Origin of the sequence: Streptomyces sp. NPDC048370 (assembly GCF_043200825.1) — a bacterium.
In the GTDB taxonomy this organism is placed as follows: Bacteria; Actinomycetota; Actinomycetes; order Streptomycetales; family Streptomycetaceae; genus Streptomyces.
This window is the reverse complement of record NZ_JBICYI010000011.1, coordinates 262,827-279,797: the sequence shown is the minus strand read 5'-3', so window position 1 is coordinate 279,797 and position 16,971 is coordinate 262,827. Positions and strand designations below refer to the sequence as shown.

The following is a 16,971-nucleotide window of genomic DNA, read 5'->3' as shown; positions in this document are numbered from 1 at the left end:
CGCAGGGCTACAGCGTGTGGCGTCTTGCGCGGAGGGCCAGGGAGAGGGCCAGGACCGTCTGGGGGTCGTCCAGGTCCGTGCCGAGAAGTTCGGAGATGCGGGCCAGGCGGTTGTAGAGCGTCTGGCGGTTGAGGTGGAGTTCGCGGGCCGTCTCCGCCTTGCGGCCCGCGTGGGCCAGGTACGTCTCCAGGGTCGGGAGCAGCGGCGGGCGGGAGGTGCGGTCGTGGTCCCTCAGGGGGCCGATCGCACGGTCCACGAAGGCCGCGAGGTCCGGGTGCTCGCGCAGGCGCCAGAGGAGCAGGTCGATGTCCAGGCGGCGCGCGTCGTACCAGGGGCGGTCCGAGAGCCCCTGCGCCGCCGTCGCCGTCTCGCCCGCGTGCCGCAGGGACGCCGACGCCGCCGCCCAGCCGCCCGCAACGCCCACCACGACCACCGGCGGGTGGCCGCCCCCGCGCTCCAGGCCCGCCCGCTCCACGCCCGCCCGCAGCGCCGCCGCGACCCGGTCCGCCACCGCCGTACGCTCCGACTCCGAGCGCAGGCCGAGCAGCAGCGGCACCCGGCCCTCCACCGGGCGTACGCCCAGCAGGACCGGGACGCCCACCGACGACAGCTCCTCCAGGACGGCCCTCGCCAGCAGCGCCCAGTTGCCCGAGGGAGACAGCTCCGAAGCGAGGCGCATCACCACCGGTAGCAGTGGGCCGTCCCCGGGGCGGAAGCCCAGCACGCGGGCCTGCGCCGGCGCGTCCTCCGCCGTGATCCGGCCCTCCGCCAGGTCCGTCAGGAAGTCGCCGCGGCCCCGCGCCGCGAGCTCCTCCTCCTGCCTGGCCTGCATCAGGACGACCGCCAGGATCCCCGCCGCCCGTTCCGCCGCCATGCGGTGCACCTGGGAGAGCGGGCCGTCGACCGCCAGGAGTACGAGGCGGGCGCGGACGGAGCCCGTGCCCGGTCCGCCTCCGGGTACGTCCACGAGCACGGCGCCCGTCGGCGGGCCCGACTCGCGCGCCGCCCGCTGGCCCCGCAGCCCGTCCCACACCTGGAGCGGGTCCGCCGGACCCGACTCCGTACCGGCCGCGTACAGCAGCTGGCCGTCGGCCGTCTCCAGGAAGACCGGGTTCGCCGTGAAGTCCGCCAGGATCCGCAGCACCTGCGGCACCCCGCCCCCGCCGAGCAGCGCCTCCGTGCACTGGCGGTGGACCTCCTCCGCCTGCCGCAGCAGCGCGTAGTGGCCGTTCACGATCTCGGTGTGGATCTCCTCGGTGACCGCGACGAACGGGACCTCGCGGTGCAGCTGCACCAGGGGCAGGCCCGCCGTGCGCGCCGTCTCCACGATCGTCGCCGGCAGGCGGGAGAAGCGGGGGCCCAGCTCCACCACGAGCGCCGCGATGCCCCGGTCCGCGAGCCGGCGCACGAACGCGCGCTGCTCCGCCGGGCGCGTACCGAGGCCGAGGCCCGTGGTGAGCAGCAGCTCGCCGCCCTTGAGCAGCGACGCGATGTTCGGGACCTCGCCCGCGTGCACCCAGCGCACGGTCCGGTTCAGCCGGTCCGCGCCCGCGACCACTTCCGGGAGGCCGCTGCGGAGCCCGGGCAGCTCCAGCGCCCGCTGCACGGTGATCCCGCCCTGATTGTCCATGGAGCCGGACGCTACCTCCGTACATGTTCCGGCAACATCACCCGAGGGTTACGGGACCCGACAGTTCGTCCATCCCGTCGACAACTCGTCGCCCCGGCGGGCCAATTGTGCGACCGCATGTCGATTGTGGCGTACGTCACGCGGGAGGATCCTCTCCGGCCATGGCAGACAACCCCACCCCCGAGGTGCAGCGCCTCAAAGCGAACTCGATCGGCGTCGTCGGCGTCGTCTTCATGGCCGTCGCCACCGCCGCCCCGATCACCGCGATGACCGGCAACCTCCCCATCGCCGTCGGCTTCGGCAACGGCACCGGCGCACCCGCCGGATATCTCTTCGCGACCCTGGTCCTGACCGTCTTCTCGGTCGGTTATGTGGCCATGGCCAAGCGGATCACGGCCGCCGGGGCCTTCTACGGCTACATCTCGCACGGCCTCGGCCGGATCGCCGGTATGGCCTCCGGCATGCTCGCCGTCCTCGCCTACATCGTCTTCGAGGCCTCGATCGTCGGCGTCTTCGCGTACTTCACCAAGACCACGGTCGCCGATCAGCTCGGTGTGGACCTGCCGTGGATCGTCTACGCGGCGGCGATGCTCGCAGTGACCGCAGTCCTCGCGTACTTCGACATCAACCTCACCGCCAAGGCGCTCGGCGTGATGCTCATCGCCGAGATCGCGGTCCTGTTCGCCGTCGCCACGGCCGTCCTGATAGCCGGCGGCGGCCCGGACGGCATCCCGGTCGAGCCCATCAACCCGGCCAACGCCTTCACGGGCACCTCCGCCGGCCTCGGCCTCTTCTTCGCCTTCTGGTCCTGGGTCGGCTTCGAGTCGACCGCCATGTACGGGGAGGAGTCCCGCGACCCCAAGCGCGTGATCCCGCGCGCCACCCTCATCTCCGTCGTCGGCGTCGGCCTCTTCTACATCTACGTCTCCTGGATGACCATCGCGGGGAACGGGCTCGGCGGGTCCGTGACGCTCTCGTCGTCCGCCGCACCCCTCGACCTGTTCTTCGCCCCCACCCGGTCCTTCATCGGCGCCTGGGCCGTCGACGCCTTCCAGTGGCTGCTGCTCACCGGCTCCTTCGCCTGCGGCATGGCCTTCCACCAGTGCGCCTCCCGCTACCTCTACGCCATCGGCCGCGAGGGCTTCCTCCACCGGGCCCTCGGCCGTACGCACCCCCAGCACGGCTCGCCGTACATCGCCTCCTACGTCCAGAGCGCCATCGCGGTCGTGCTCGTCGGCGCCTTCTGGCTCACCGGCCAGGACCCGTACATCCACCTCTACACGCTGCTCGCGATCCTCGGCACGATGGCCATCCTCATCGTCCAGACCCTCTGCTCCTTCGCCGTCATCGGCTACTTCCGCAAGAACCACCCGGAGGACAGGCACTGGTTCAAGACGCTCACCGCGCCGCTGCTCGGTGGCGTCGGGATGATCGCCGTGGTCGTCCTGCTGGTCATGAACATGGAGACCGCGGCGGGACTCGCCGCCGATTCCCTCCTGTTCAAGGCGATCCCCTGGATCGTCGGAGCGGTCTTCCTCGGCGGCCTCGGCCTCGGCCTCCACCTCAGGATGAGGCAGCCCGAGCGCTACGAGATCATCGGCCGGATCGTCCTGGAGGACGCGACCGAGCGCGACGACGAGTCCGAGCAGCCCGCCCCCACCCCCGTACCCCAGAGCTGATCCCTTCCACCCCTCCAGGAGCGCCCCATGGCACGCACGAATCCGATGCACCTCCTGAACCGCCTCGCCGCCGAGCACGCCGACGCCCGACGGCTGAACCTTCCCGTCGACGAGTTGAGAGGGATGCGGTCCGACCGTGTCGGCCGCCGCTCCCTCCTGAAGTACGCCGCCGCGGCCGGGGTCGCCGTCACGGCCGGCACGGTGGCCTCCCGGCCGGCCGTGGCACGGGCCGTGACCCCCGCCCGTGTCGCGGTGATCGGCGCCGGCATCTCCGGCCTCACCGCCGCCCTCACCCTCCAGGACGCGGGCCTGAGCCCGACGCTCTACGAGGCCGAGCCCGCGCGCGTCGGCGGCCGCATGTGGACCCAGCGGAACCACTGGGCGTACGGGCAGACCTCCGAGATCGGTGGCGAACTCATCGACACCGGCCACAAGAAGATCCTCGAGCTCTGCCGCCGCTTCGACCTGCCCACGGAGGACTTCCTCGGCGGCGGGCCCAACGGCGCGGAGGAGGTCCTCTGGTTCAACGGGACGTACTACCCGCGCCACCAGGCCGACCAGGACTTCAACGCCGTCTACCAGTCCCTGCGCCGCGACCTGTCCGAGGCGGGGGAGGTGAAGTGGAACCAGTCCACCCCCACCGGCACCGCCCTCGACACCATGTCGATCCACGAGTGGATCGAGTCGAGGGTCCCCGGCGGCCACGCCTCGCCGCTCGGCCGGTTCATCGACGTCGCGTACAACGTCGAGTACGGCGCCGACACCACCGAACAGTCCTCGCTCGCCCTCGTCCTGCTCATGGGCTACCAGACCAATCCGGGCAACTTCAACATCTGGGGTCTGTCCAACGAGCGCTATCACATCCGCGGGGGGAACGACCGGCTCCCGAACGCCATCGCGGGCGCCCTCGCCCCCGGCACCCTGCGCAGGGGCTGGTCCCTGACCGCGGTACGGGCCAACGCGGACGGCACCCAGACGCTGACCTTCACCGAGGCCGGCGCCACCCGCACCGTCACCGCCGACCACACGATCCTCACCGTCCCGCTGCCGATCCTGCAGCGACTCGACCTCGGCCAGGCGGGGTTCGACCCCCTGATGAGGAACCTGCTGCGGGACGCCCGGATGGGGCACTGCACCAAGCTCAACATGCAGTTCGGCACCCGCCCGTGGCGCGGTACCGGTTCCTGGCCCGGGGTCTCCGCCGGTGACTGCTTCACCGACACCGAGGTGCAGCAGACCTGGGACACCACCAAGATCCAGGGCGGAACGGGAGGCATCCTCATCCAGTACGGCGGCGGCAGCCTCGCCTCGTCCCTCACGCCCGCGGGGCCCTTCTCCACCGAGTCCGACCCGTACGTACGGAGTCTGGTGACCCGGTACCTGGGCGGCATCGATGCCTTCTTCCCCGGCACCTCACAGGCGTACACCGGCCGCGCCCAGCTCTCCGCCTGGCACCGCAACCCGCACGCGCTCGGCGCCTACTCCTGCTGGCCGGTCGGCTATCTGCACCGGTACGCGGGGTACGAGGGCACCGCGCAGGGCAACATCCACATCGGCGGCGAGCACTGCAGCTACGACTTCCAGGGCTTCATGGAGGGCGGCGCCACCGAGGGGGAGCGTGCCGCGCGGGAGGTGATCGCCGCCTTGAGGTGAGGCCCTCGAAGGTCTGGGTGAGCCCTGAGGCGAGGCCTGAGGTTCGTCAGGCGGCGGCCGGCGTGATGTTGTGGTTGAAGCGGAAGACGTTGTCGGGGTCGTAGGTGGACTTCACGGCGGCGAGCCTGCGGTAGTTGTCGGCGCCGAAGCCCGCGACGACCCGTTGCTCGCCCTCGGAGCCGATGAAGTTGAGGTACACGTCGCCGGTCGACCACGGCCGCGCGTCGGCCCGCACGTCCCGTACCCACTGTCTCGCCCGCTCGTCGTCGGCCGGGTTCTCCCAGGTCGCGAAGGGGTGCACGGCCCAGGGCGCCGAACGCCACGGGATCGGGTAGTCGGCCGGACCGGCCGCCACCGCTCCGCCCATCATGAAGAGCACGTGCTGGCTGGCGGTCGGGAGGGGGATCAGGGCGCCCCGGGCGCAGAAGGCGTCGACGGCCTCGTCGGGGAAGGCGTTCAGATACTCCGCCGACCAGTAGTTCCGCAGCCCCGGCGGGTCGTCGAGCATGCACTGGAGATCCGTGTACGCGATGTCCGTGACCATCTCGATCACGGGCTTCAGTGCGAGCAGCGGCGCCGCGAGCTCGCGGACCTCGGCGACGGGACCGGCGTAGGTGAACAGCGTGCCGCAGAGCAGCTTGCCGACGAGGTGTTCGGGGACGAACGGCTCCGGTGGCGCGGGCAGGTAGATGACCCCGCCGCCCACCGCGTCCGGGGCGTCGGCGGCCAGGTCCCGGAAGGTGCGTACCACTTCGGGCGCGGACTCCGGCAGGAAGAAGAGCATCGCGAAGCTCATCTCGGGCAGTTCGTGCAGCCGCAGGGTGAGCGAGGTCGCCACGCCGAAGTTCCCGCCGCCGCCGTGCAGCGCCCAGAACAGCTCGGGATGCGTCTCGGCGTCGGTGTGCACGTGCTTGCCGTCGGCGGTGATCAGCTCGGCGGCGAGGAGGTTGTCGCAGGCGAGCCCGAACTTCCGCTCCAGCCAGCCCGAACCGCCGCCCAGCGTGAATCCGCCGACGCCCGTGGTGGAGACCCGGCCGCCGGTGGTGGCCAGGTGGAAGGGCTGGGTCGCGCGGTCGAGATGGCTCATGGTCGCGCCGCCCTCGACCCGCGCCGTCATGTGCTCGGGGTCGGCGACGACCGCGTGCATCCGGCGCAGGTCGACGACGAGGCCGCCGTCGACGACGCACGTACCGGCGACGCTGTGCCCACCGCCGCGCACGGCGATGGGCAGCTCGGTCTCCCGGCCGAAGAGGACCGCGTTCGACACGTCCTCCGGCGTCGCGCACTGGGCGATGACGGCGGGCCGCCGGTCGATCATGCCGTTGTGGATCTTCCGGGCCTCGTCGTAGCCCGGATCGCCGGGCACGAACACCTCGCCGGCCAGATCCTCACGGAGCCCGGCGAGCGCGGCTTGCGGAACGCTGCCCTGGGGAGCCATGGGAGTGCCCCCCTTTCCTCGGGGGGACAGGACCCTTTCAGCGTATTCCGGTGCCTCGGAGCCCGCGCCTCGTGGATGGCGCGCGCTCGCATTCACGGCCCTCCGCCGCCCCGACCGCGCGGTTCGATGATCACACCATGGGGCTGAAACGATGCATCCCGACCCCGAGCAGGGGTGACACCCCTAAGGACATGAGAGTGGACGCGAAAACCAGAAGCTTCATCGGCAGCGCTTTCGGCCCCGACTGCGTGAACGAGCCCGAAGACCTGAGGAGAGGTGTCCGGCACAGCCTCGCCAATCCCGGACGCTTCACGGAAACGACCGTGATCCAGCGCGACGGATTCGCCGAACTGCTCCGCACCCGCGTGATGTCGCTCCGCGAGTGGAGCGACATCACGGAGGAGATTTTCTCCTTCTCCAGCGAAGACGAGCTGTACGCCTTTCTCGAGAAGGCTTACGACTACTTCTTCGGTGACGCCACCGAATTCCCGTACCCGCCCCAGGACTGAGTCCTCAGCCCCCGTACGCCCCGCTCGCCGTCAGGCGGAGTGCCGTGTCGATCAGGGGGACGTGGCTGAAGGCCTGGGGGAAGTTGCCCACCTGGCGTTGGAGGCGGGGGTCCCATTCCTCGGCGAGGAGGCCCAGGTCGTTGCGGAGGGCCAGGAGGCGTTCGAAGAGTTTGCGGGCCTCGTCGACGCGGCCGATCATCGCCAGGTCGTCGGCCAGCCAGAACGAGCAGGCGAGGAACGCGCCCTCGTCGCCCTCCAGGCCGTCCACGCCGGCCTCCTCGCCGGCCGTCGGGTAGCGCAGGACGAAGCCGTCCTCGGTGGACAGCTCCCGCTGGATCGCCTCGATCGTGCCGATGACCCGCTTGTCGTCCGGCGGCAGGAAGCCCATCTGCGGGATCAACAGCAGCGAGGCGTCCAGTTCCTTGGAGCCGTACGACTGCGTGAAGGTGTTCCGCTCCTTGTCGTAGCCCTTCTCGCACACGTCCCGGTGGATCTCGTCGCGCAGCTCGCGCCAGCGCTCCAGCGGGCCGTCGGCGTCTCCGGACTCGATGAGCTTGATCGTGCGGTCCACCGCCACCCAGGCCATCACCTTGGAGTGCACGAAGTGGCGGCGCGGGCCGCGGACCTCCCAGATGCCCTCGTCGGGCTCGTTCCAGTGCGTCTCCAGGTAGCGGATCAGCTTGAGCTGGAGCAGCGAGGCGTAGTCGTTGCGGGACAGACCCGTCATGTGCGCCAGGTGCAGGGCCTCGGTGACCTCGCCGTACACGTCCAGCTGGAGCTGGTTGGCCGCCCCGTTGCCGACCCGGACCGGGCCGGAGTTCTCGTACCCGGGCAGCCAGTCGAGCTCGGCCTCGCCGAGCTCACGCTCGCCGGCGATCCCGTACATGATCTGCAGGTTCTCCGGGTCGCCCGCGACCGCGCGGAGCAGCCAGTCCCGCCAGGCGCGGGCCTCCTCGCGGTAGCCGGTGCGCAGCATCGAGGAGAGGGTGATCGCCGCGTCGCGCAGCCAGGTGTAGCGGTAGTCCCAGTTCCGTACACCGCCGATCTCCTCCGGCAGGGATGTGGTCGGCGCGGCCACGATGCCGCCGGTGGGCGCGTACGTCAGCGCCTTCAGCGTGATCAGCGAGCGGACGACCGCCTCGCGGTACGGGCCGTGGTACGTGCAGTGCTCCACCCACTCCCGCCAGAAGTCCTCGGTCGCCTCCAGCGAACCCTCCGGGTCCGGAAGGGCGGGCGCCTCCTTGTGCGAGGGCTGCCAGCTGATGGTGAAGGTGACCCGGTCGCCCGGGGTGACGGTGAAGTCCGAGTACGTCGTGAGGTCCTTGCCGTGCGTCTCGGCGTCCGTGTCCAGCCACACCGAGTCGGGGCCCGCGACGGCGACCGTACGGTCCCCGACCTTGTGGACCCACGGCACCACCCGTCCGTAGCTGAACCGCATCCGCAGCGCGGAGTGCATCGGCACGCGGCCCGAGACGCCCTCCACGATCCGGATCAGCTGGGGCGCGCCGTCGCGCGGGGGCATGAAATCGGTCACCCGGACCGTGCCGCGCGGGGTGTCCCACTCGGACTCCAGGATGAGCGAGTCGCCCCGGTAGCGACGGCGGTCGGCGGGCGGCGGGGAAGCGCCGTCGGGGACGGCGGGGCCGACCCGCCAGAATCCGTGTTCCTCGGTCCCGAGGAGTCCCGCGAAGACGGCGTGCGAATCGAAGCGCGGCAGGCAGAGCCAGTCGACGCTGCCGTCCCGGCAGACCAGGGCGGCGGTCTGCATGTCTCCGATGAGTGCGTAATCCTCGATGCGCCCGGCCACGTGCTCTCTCCTCGAACGGCCACGTCCGCCCCGAGGGCGGCTACTACAGGTCAACGGTCAACAGATGTTGACGATCGGCGGCGAGTGTCCGAGCAGGATACGACGCGTTTCGGCACGCTCTCGTAACGCCGTTGCGCCGATCGGGTGAGCATCCCTCACGCACCTCTTGACGCCGCTCCCACCCCGGCGCAGCCCGCGCACCCGGAGGGCGCGTAGCCGTCCGTGCGCGCCTGACTGCCCCGTGTGGCCGGAAGCGGTCTCCCGATGTCGCTGATACCCTGGTACCCCGTGGACCGGTGGGAAACGGCGACAGCCGAGGACCCCGCAACCGCAGCGACGGCACCCCCCGATTCTTCCGGAGGGCACGCCGGAACGCACCTCCAGAACGCGACCACGGGAGCCCCCTCTTGGCGATGCCGCCCAAAACCACGACGACCAAGCACATCTTCGTCACCGGGGGTGTCGCCTCCTCCCTCGGGAAGGGCCTGACCGCCTCCAGCCTGGGTGCGCTCCTCAAGGCGCGAGGCCTGCGGGTCACGATGCAGAAGCTCGACCCGTACCTGAACGTCGACCCCGGCACGATGAACCCCTTCCAGCACGGCGAGGTGTTCGTCACCAACGACGGCGCCGAGACCGACCTGGACATCGGTCACTACGAGCGCTTCCTCGACGTCGACCTCGACGGCTCGGCCAACGTCACCACCGGCCAGGTCTACTCGCAGGTCATCGCCAAGGAGCGGCGCGGCGAGTACCTCGGCGACACCGTCCAGGTCATCCCGCACATCACCAACGAGATCAAGTCCCGGATCCGCCGCATGGCGACCGACGACGTCGACGTGGTCATCACCGAGGTCGGCGGCACCGTCGGCGACATCGAGTCGCTGCCGTTCCTGGAGACCGTCCGCCAGGTCCGCCACGAGGTCGGCCGCGACAACGTCTTCGTCGTGCACATCTCGCTGCTGCCCTACATCGGCCCCTCCGGCGAGCTGAAGACCAAGCCGACCCAGCACTCCGTCGCCGCGCTGCGCAACATCGGCATCCAGCCGGACGCCATCGTGCTGCGCGCCGACCGCGAGGTCCCCACCGCCATCAAGCGCAAGATCTCGCTGATGTGCGACGTGGACGAGGCCGCCGTCGTCGCCGCCATCGACGCCAAGTCGATCTACGACATCCCGAAGGTGCTGCACACCGAGGGCCTGGACGCCTACGTCGTCCGCAAGCTCGACCTGCCCTTCCGCGACGTGGACTGGTCCACCTGGGACGACCTGCTCGACCGCGTCCACAACCCCGACCACGAGGTCACCGTCGCGCTCGTCGGCAAGTACATCGACCTGCCCGACGCGTACCTCTCGATCACCGAGGCCATGCGGGCCGGCGGCTTCGCCAACAAGGCGCGGGTCAAGGTCAAGTGGGTCACCTCCGACGACTGCAAGACCGCGGCCGGCGCGCAGAAGCAGCTCGGTGACGTCGACGCGATCCTGATCCCCGGCGGCTTCGGCGACCGCGGTGTCAACGGCAAGATCGGCGCGATCCAGTACGCCCGTGAGAACAAGGTGCCGCTGCTCGGCATCTGCCTGGGCCTGCAGTGCATCGTGATCGAGGCCGCCCGCAACCTGGCCGACATCCCGGACGCCAACTCCACCGAGTTCGACGCGGGGACCGCCCACCCGGTCATCTCGACCATGGAGGAGCAGCTCGCGTACGTCGAGGGCGCCGGTGACCTGGGCGGAACGATGCGCCTCGGCCTGTACCCGGCGAAGCTCGCGGAGGGCTCCATCGTGCGCGAGGTCTACGGCGACCAGCCGTACGTCGACGAGCGCCACCGCCACCGCTACGAGGTGAACAACGCCTACCGCGCGGAGCTGGAGAAGAAGGCCGGTCTGGTCTTCTCCGGCACCTCCCCGGACAACAAGCTCGTCGAGTACGTCGAGTACCCGCGCGAGGTGCACCCCTACCTGGTCGCGACCCAGGCCCACCCGGAGCTGCGCTCGCGTCCGACGCGCCCGCACCCGCTCTTCGCGGGCCTGGTCAAGGCGGCCGTCGAGCGCAAGACGGGCAAGTAGTACGAGGAGTTAACGTTGCCGGGGTACGCAGGCCTTACCGGGCCGGTACCCCGGCTTTCGTGTGTGGGAGGACGAACATGGAGTTGCAGGACACCCCGGAGGAGTGGCGCGTCGTCGCGACGACGACCCCGTTCCAGGGAAAGAAGACGAGTGTCCGCACGGACGACGTGGTCATGCCCGACGGCACGGTCGCGCGCCGTGACTACCAGGTCCACCCCGGCTCGGTGGCGGTCGTCGCGCTCGACGACCAGGACCGGGTGCTGCTCCTGAAGCAGTACCGGCACCCCGTACGGCGGAAGCTCTGGGAGATCCCGGCCGGCCTCCTCGACGTACCGGGGGAGAACCCGCTGCACGCCGCGCAGCGCGAGCTGTACGAGGAGGCGCACGTCAAGGCCGAGGACTGGCGGGTCCTGACGGATGTGTACACGACGCCCGGCGGCAGCGACGAGGCGGTACGGATCTTCCTGGCGCGGGACCTGTCGGAGGCGCACGGCGAACGTTTCGAGGTCGAGGACGAGGAGGCCGACATGGAGCTGGCCCGGGTCCCCCTCGCCGATGTCGTACGCGGCGCGCTCGCGGGCGAGCTGCAGAACAACTGTCTGGTCGTGGGCGTCCTTTCGCTGACGGCGGCGCGGGCGGCCGACGGCCTCGACGCGCTGCGCCCGGCGGACGCGGAGTGGCCGGCCCGGCCGTTCGAGGCGTAATCGGCCCGGCGTACCCGCCGAGGTGGTGCTCCCGGGCCGCTCGTCCGAACATCTGCTGATCCGATCGGGGGATAGTCCCGCCGCGCTCCGCCGGGTCCGGTGCACCGCCTGAACTACGCTCAGGATCGCCCGTGCGGAGACCCCCGCGGGATCGGCTCGTGCGCAGGTGGACGGGAGCGTGGCCCGTGACGGATCAGGCGGTGGCAGCGGGCGGGGTGCGGGACTTCTACGGCCGCCAGCGGGAGTTGAAGGCCCTGCGCGCGGACATCGAACGGACCGGACTCGACACCCTCGCCGGCCACAAGGCGCCCCGCGCGCGCGTCCTCCTGATCGCCGGGCGGCCGGGCTCGGGGCGGACCGCGCTCGCCGAGGAGCTCGTCGCCGGACTCGCCGACGCCTACCCCGACGGGGTGTTCCGCGCCCGGCTCACCGAACCCGGCGGGGACCCGGTCCCCACCGCGCGGGCCGCGCAGGGGCTGCTCCAGGACCTCGGCGTCACCGAACCGCCCGGCGCCGGCGAGGACGAGCTGACCGAACTCGTCCGCGACGCCCTCGCCGACCGCCGCCTGGTCCTCGTCCTCGACGACTCCGTCGATGCCGAGCAGGTCGACCCGCTGATTCCGGACAACCCCGACGCGCTTGTCGTCGCCGTCGCCAAGGGGCCGCTCACCGGCATCCCCGACGTCCGGCCCTGCACCCTCGGCGGCCTCGACCCCAAGTCGGCGATCGAGATGCTCACCGGCTACACCGGCTCCGTGCGCGTGACGGTCGACCCGCAGGCCGCCGAGAGCCTGGCGGAGGAGTGCGGCGGGCAGCCCGCCGCCGTCGTCCTCGCCGGCGGCTGGCTCGCCGCCCGCCCCAAGGCCTCCGTCGCCGACCTCGCCAAGCGGCTGCGCGCCCTCTCCGGCGACCCGCTCTCCCGCGCGTTCCAGCTGGTCCACGAGTCCCTGGCGCAGCCGGCCGCCCGGACACTGCGATTCCTCACCCTCGCCCCGCTCGGCCGGGCCGACGCCCACACCGCCTCCGCCCTGGCCGGCTGCTCCGTCTCCGCCGCGGCGACCACCCTGGCCGGCTTCGTCGCGCTCGGGCTCGTCACCGAGGGCGAGGACGGCCAGTACGAGCTGCCCGGCCATCTCGTGCCCCTCCTCCGCGAGCAGATGGAGGAGCGCGACCGGCCCGCCGAGGTGCAGCTGGCCCGCGCCCGGATGCTGGAGCGGACCGTACGGCTCCTCCAGTCCTGCCGCGCGGTCACCGAGCCCGAGGGGTCCACGGCCCGCAAGAAGCTCGCCGGACTGCCCCGCGCCCTGCGCTTCCCGAACGTGACCGCCGCCGGCGACTGGCTGGAGAGCCGCCGGCCCGTGCTCCTCGCCTCCGCGCGCCTCGCCGTCGCCGACGGCGAGCTCGACACCCTGGCACGCCGACTCGTCGCCGCCCTGGTCAGGGCCGAGACCGCGCACCGGGGCGCCGAGGCCGCGGCGCCCGTGCTCTACGGACTGCACCGGCTGGTCCTGGACGTGGCCGAGCGGCGCGGACTGCACCGGGAACGGGCCGCCGCGCTGCTCAATCTCGCCGATCTCGACGCCAGGACCGGCCGCACCCAGGACGCCCTGGCCCGCTATCGGGCCGCTCTGGACGCCGGACGGGCCGCGAACGACCCGTACGCGATCGGCCGCGCGATGGAATCCGTAGGCGGTTCCTACCAGGAGCTGGGGGACTGGCAGCGGGCCGGTGACTGGTACGGCCGGGCGCTCGCCCAGCGACTCGCCCGCGACGAGCGGGCCGACCAGGCCCGGCTCTACGCCAGGCTCGGTGCGGTGCAGACCTACGCGGGCCGCTACGGCGAGGCCCTGCGGAACTGGCGCGCCGCCGCCGCGGGCTACCGCCGACTGGCCGATCTCCCCGGCCACGCGCGGGCGTTGAGCGAGGCGGCCCGGGTCCAGGAGTACGCCGGTCGGCCCGAGGAATCCCTGCGGACCTGCGAGGAGGCGGTGGAGTGGGCCCGACGCGCCCAGGACGTACGGCTCCAGGCGGCGCTCCAGCTCCGGCTCGCCGACACCCTCGACCGGCTCGGCGACCCCGCAGCGGCCCGTTTGCACCGGTCCGCGGCCGAAAGACTCCTTGGAGGCGAGCCCTCCGCCTACGAAATCCGTAGTGCTTCTGTCGAAGATTAGTGCTTTGCAAGGCTAGACACGGGGAACTCCTTCATTAGACTGGGTGCGCCGCGATCGACCGCGGTCTGCCCCGGTGTGCTCCCTTGCATCCGGGTATGTATCGCAGTGCACCCCCGTTTCCCCTGATTCAAGGACCGTGATCGACGATGAAGGTCGGCATCCCCCGCGAGGTCAAGAACAACGAGTTCCGCGTGGCCATCACCCCTGCCGGTGTCCACGAGCTCGTCCGCAACGGCCACCAGGTCTTCATCGAGCAGAACGCCGGTGTGGGCTCCTCGATCACGGACGAGGAGTACGTCTCCGCCGGTGCCCAGATCCTGGCCACCGCCGACGAGGTCTGGGAGACCGCCGACCTGCTGCTCAAGGTCAAGGAGCCCATCGCGGAGGAGTACCACCGCCTCCGCAAGGACCAGACCCTCTTCACGTACCTGCACCTCGCCGCCTCCCGCGAGTGCACGGACGCGCTGCTCGAGTCCGGCACCACCGCCATCGCGTACGAGACGGTCGAGACCGCGAGCCGCGCCCTCCCGCTGCTCGCCCCGATGTCCGAGGTCGCGGGCCGCCTGGCCCCGCAGGTCGGCGCCTACCACCTGATGCGCTCGGTCGGCGGCCGCGGCGTGCTCCCCGGCGGCGTCCCCGGCACCCACGCCGGCGAGTGCGTCGTCATCGGCGGCGGCGTCTCCGGCTGGAACGCCACCCAGATCGCCGTCGGCATGGGCTTCCACGTGACCCTGCTCGACCGCGACATCAACAAGCTCCGCGAGGCCGACAAGATCTTCGGCACCAAGGTGAAGACGATCGTCTCCAACGCCTTCGAGCTGGAGAAGGCCGTCGTCGAGGCCGACCTCGTCATCGGCGCCGTCCTCATCCCGGGTGCCAAGGCCCCGAAGCTGGTCACCAACGAGCTCGTCGCCAAGATGAAGCCCGGAAGTGTCCTTGTCGACATCGCGATCGACCAGGGCGGCTGCTTCGAGGACTCGCACCCGACCACCCACGCCGAGCCGACCTTCCAGGTCCACAACTCGGTCTTCTACTGCGTCGCCAACATGCCGGGCGCGGTGCCGAACACCTCCACGTACGCCCTCACCAACGCCACGCTGCCCTACATCGTGTCGCTGGCGAACAACGGCTGGGTCGAGGCGCTGCGCCGCGACGCCGCGCTCGCCCTGGGCCTCAACACCCATGACGGCAAGGTGGTTTACAAGGAGGTCGCCGAGGCGCACGGCCTCGAGCACGTCGAGCTGACCAGCCTCCTGGGCTGATCTCCTTAGACGTCGCGTCAACCCGCGCCGTCAACCTCACGCATCCGGCCGGACCTTGTGCACCAAGGTCCGGCCGGATGTGCATCCGCCCACGTCCGGGGCCCTGCGCAACTCGCCTCGAACGTAACCCTTTAACCGTTTCGCACACCCCCGAAACGTGCGGATGCATGGCTGCGCACCCTTGACAGAGAGGTGTTCGGTTGCCGACACATCGGGCCGGGTCCGGCGGATTGTGTTGCTGCGGAGCGGTGACACGCCATAGAGTCGCCAACCGTCGGCATGGTGCCACGCTGACCTATCGATAAATGTTCCTGGTCACATCCAAGGAGGTAAGACGACTTGTGAATGAGTCGACATTTACTCCCGGGGGCGGACAGCCAGGAATCCCTGTCGGCTCCGTCGCCGTCCGGACGTTCGCGAGCGCCGCGAACCACGCGACCCACGCGACACATCAGCCCGTGACGACGACCCACACGATGAAGATGATGGACGGCCTACACGTGAACGCCACGGCCGGCAACGAGAGTGGCCGAGAGTCCACCCACTTCGCCGCCTACGACGAGGTGCCCGAGGGGCACTTCTACGACCCTGACGCCGAGTACGAGCCCGACCCGGAGTACGCGGCCACCCTCGCACCCGACGCTGCCCGTCAGCGCCGCGAGCGGATCGGCCCCACCGGACGGCCCCTGCCGTACTTCCCGATCCCGGGGCCGCTGACCGACCACGGCCCCGCGAAGATCATCGCGATGTGCAACCAGAAGGGCGGCGTCGGCAAGACCACGTCGACCATCAACCTGGGTGCCGCGCTCGCGGAGTACGGACGGCGGGTGCTGCTCGTCGACTTCGACCCGCAGGGAGCCCTGTCGGTCGGTCTCGGTGTGAACCCGATGGAGCTCGACCTCACCGTCTACAACCTGCTCATGGAGCGGGGCATGTCGGCGGACGAGGTACTGCTCAAGACCGCCGTGCCCAACATGGACCTGCTGCCGAGCAACATCGACCTCTCGGCGGCCGAGGTGCAGTTGGTCAGCGAGGTCGCGCGCGAGTCGACGCTGCAGCGCGCCCTGAAGCCGCTGATGAACGACTACGACTACATCGTGATCGACTGTCAGCCCTCGCTCGGCCTGCTGACCGTGAACGCCCTGACGGCGGCTCACAAGGTCATCGTGCCGCTGGAATGCGAGTTCTTCGCGCTGCGCGGTGTGGCCCTGCTGACCGAGACGATCGAGAAGGTCCAGGAGCGGCTCAACCCCGAGTTGGAGCTCGACGGCATCCTCGCCACGATGTACGACTCCCGGACCGTGCACAGCCGTGAGGTGCTCGCGCGGGTCGTCGAGGCCTTCGACGACCACGTCTACCACACGGTGATCGGCCGGACCGTGCGCTTCCCGGAGACCACGGTCGCCGGTGAGCCGATCACGACGTACGCGTCGAACTCGGTGGGTGCCGCCGCCTATCGTCAGCTCGCCAGGGAGGTGCTCGCCCGGTGTCACGCCGAGTGAGTCTGCCCGGCGCCGACGAACTGTTCCGTACGACCGGGGGGATGGCGCTGCAGTCCTCCTCGCCCCGTGGCCGGGTACCGGCTCCGGCGGGTGAGAGCGACACCGAGGCGGCGTCGGAGGGATCGGGCTCCGCGTCGGGCTCCGGCCCGGGTGGCGGTTCGGGTTCCGGATCCGGCTCGGCCGAGCACTCGGCGGCGCAGCGCGAGGAGCAGTCGGAGCCTCGGTCCCGCGCGGCGGAGTCCTCGGCAGGACCGGGTCCCGCCCCGGCCCCCGCCCAGGCGCGCAGGCGCGGCCGGTCGCCGAACCGGCGGCCGAGCGGGCGCGAGCGGCACGACGAGAAGATCACGGTCTACGTCTCCGCCGAGGAGCTGATGGACCTGGAGCACGCCCGCCTGGTGCTCCGCGGCGAGCACGGCCTCGCCGTGGACCGCGGCCGGATCGTCCGCGAGGCGGTCGCGGTGGTCCTGGCGGACCTGGAGTCCCGGGGCGACGCGAGCATCCTCGTGCGCCGCCTGCGCGGTCGCTGAGGGTAGCCTGCGGGCTGCAACGCCCC

12 protein-coding genes are annotated in these 16,971 nt (G+C 71.0%); 9 read left to right on the top strand and 3 right to left on the bottom strand.

Annotated features, from left to right (window positions below; all coding sequences use genetic code 11):
* Nucleotides 1–7: 7 nt before the first annotated feature.
* Nucleotides 8–1,630, bottom strand: a complete 1,623-nt coding sequence (locus tag ACGFYP_RS24230; protein WP_361964864.1) for a PucR family transcriptional regulator — start codon at nucleotides 1,628–1,630, stop codon at nucleotides 8–10.
* Nucleotides 1,631–1,791: 161 nt separating this feature from the next.
* Between ACGFYP_RS24230 and ACGFYP_RS24225 the strand changes: the two genes are divergently transcribed.
* A complete protein-coding gene (locus tag ACGFYP_RS24225; protein WP_393497143.1) occupies nucleotides 1,792–3,309 on the top strand; it encodes an APC family permease in 1,518 nt (505 codons plus the stop codon).
* 27 nt (nucleotides 3,310–3,336) lie between these two features.
* A complete protein-coding gene (locus ACGFYP_RS24220) occupies nucleotides 3,337–4,962 on the top strand; it encodes a flavin monoamine oxidase family protein (protein WP_393497141.1) in 1,626 nt (541 codons plus the stop codon).
* Nucleotides 4,963–5,008: 46 nt separating this feature from the next.
* On the opposite strand, the gene ACGFYP_RS24215 is transcribed toward ACGFYP_RS24220, so the two are convergent.
* Nucleotides 5,009–6,400, bottom strand: coding sequence for an FAD-binding oxidoreductase (locus ACGFYP_RS24215; RefSeq protein WP_393497138.1), 1,392 nt, complete (start codon nucleotides 6,398–6,400; stop codon nucleotides 5,009–5,011).
* Between the two features lie 197 nt (nucleotides 6,401–6,597).
* On the opposite strand from ACGFYP_RS24215, the gene ACGFYP_RS24210 reads away from it, so the two are divergent.
* Nucleotides 6,598–6,909 (top strand): hypothetical protein, encoded by a 312-nt coding sequence (locus ACGFYP_RS24210; protein WP_393497135.1) that lies wholly within the window; start codon nucleotides 6,598–6,600, stop codon nucleotides 6,907–6,909.
* A gap of 4 nt (nucleotides 6,910–6,913) precedes the next feature.
* Here the strand turns inward: ACGFYP_RS24210 and ACGFYP_RS24205 are convergent, their stop codons facing one another.
* Nucleotides 6,914–8,677 (bottom strand): glycoside hydrolase family 15 protein, encoded by a 1,764-nt coding sequence (locus ACGFYP_RS24205; RefSeq protein WP_393497220.1) that lies wholly within the window; start codon nucleotides 8,675–8,677, stop codon nucleotides 6,914–6,916.
* Between the two features lie 452 nt (nucleotides 8,678–9,129).
* Between ACGFYP_RS24205 and ACGFYP_RS24200 the strand changes: the two genes are divergently transcribed.
* The 6 genes from ACGFYP_RS24200 (at nucleotide 9,130) to ACGFYP_RS24175 (ending at nucleotide 16,945) form a co-directional block, all read left to right on the top strand.
* Nucleotides 9,130–10,779 carry a CTP synthase gene (locus tag ACGFYP_RS24200; protein ID WP_361964854.1) on the top strand — a complete coding sequence of 550 codons (1,650 nt, stop codon included), beginning with the start codon at nucleotides 9,130–9,132 and terminating at the stop codon, nucleotides 10,777–10,779.
* A gap of 77 nt (nucleotides 10,780–10,856) precedes the next feature.
* Nucleotides 10,857–11,483 (top strand): NUDIX hydrolase, encoded by a 627-nt coding sequence (locus tag ACGFYP_RS24195; RefSeq protein ID WP_361964852.1) that lies wholly within the window; start codon nucleotides 10,857–10,859, stop codon nucleotides 11,481–11,483.
* Between the two features lie 185 nt (nucleotides 11,484–11,668).
* Nucleotides 11,669–13,654, top strand: coding sequence for an AAA family ATPase (locus ACGFYP_RS24190; protein ID WP_393497130.1), 1,986 nt, complete (start codon nucleotides 11,669–11,671; stop codon nucleotides 13,652–13,654).
* 146 nt (nucleotides 13,655–13,800) lie between these two features.
* Nucleotides 13,801–14,916, top strand: a complete 1,116-nt coding sequence (gene ald / locus ACGFYP_RS24185; protein ID WP_393497127.1) for an alanine dehydrogenase — start codon at nucleotides 13,801–13,803, stop codon at nucleotides 14,914–14,916.
* Nucleotides 14,917–15,392: 476 nt separating this feature from the next.
* Nucleotides 15,393–16,418: a ParA family protein gene (locus ACGFYP_RS24180; protein WP_329125763.1), complete on the top strand. Its 1,026-nt coding sequence runs from the start codon at nucleotides 15,393–15,395 to the stop codon at nucleotides 16,416–16,418.
* A complete protein-coding gene (locus ACGFYP_RS24175) occupies nucleotides 16,403–16,945 on the top strand; it encodes a hypothetical protein (protein WP_393497124.1) in 543 nt (180 codons plus the stop codon). Before ACGFYP_RS24180 ends, ACGFYP_RS24175 begins: the two co-directional genes overlap by 16 nt.
* Nucleotides 16,946–16,971 lie beyond the last annotated feature (26 nt).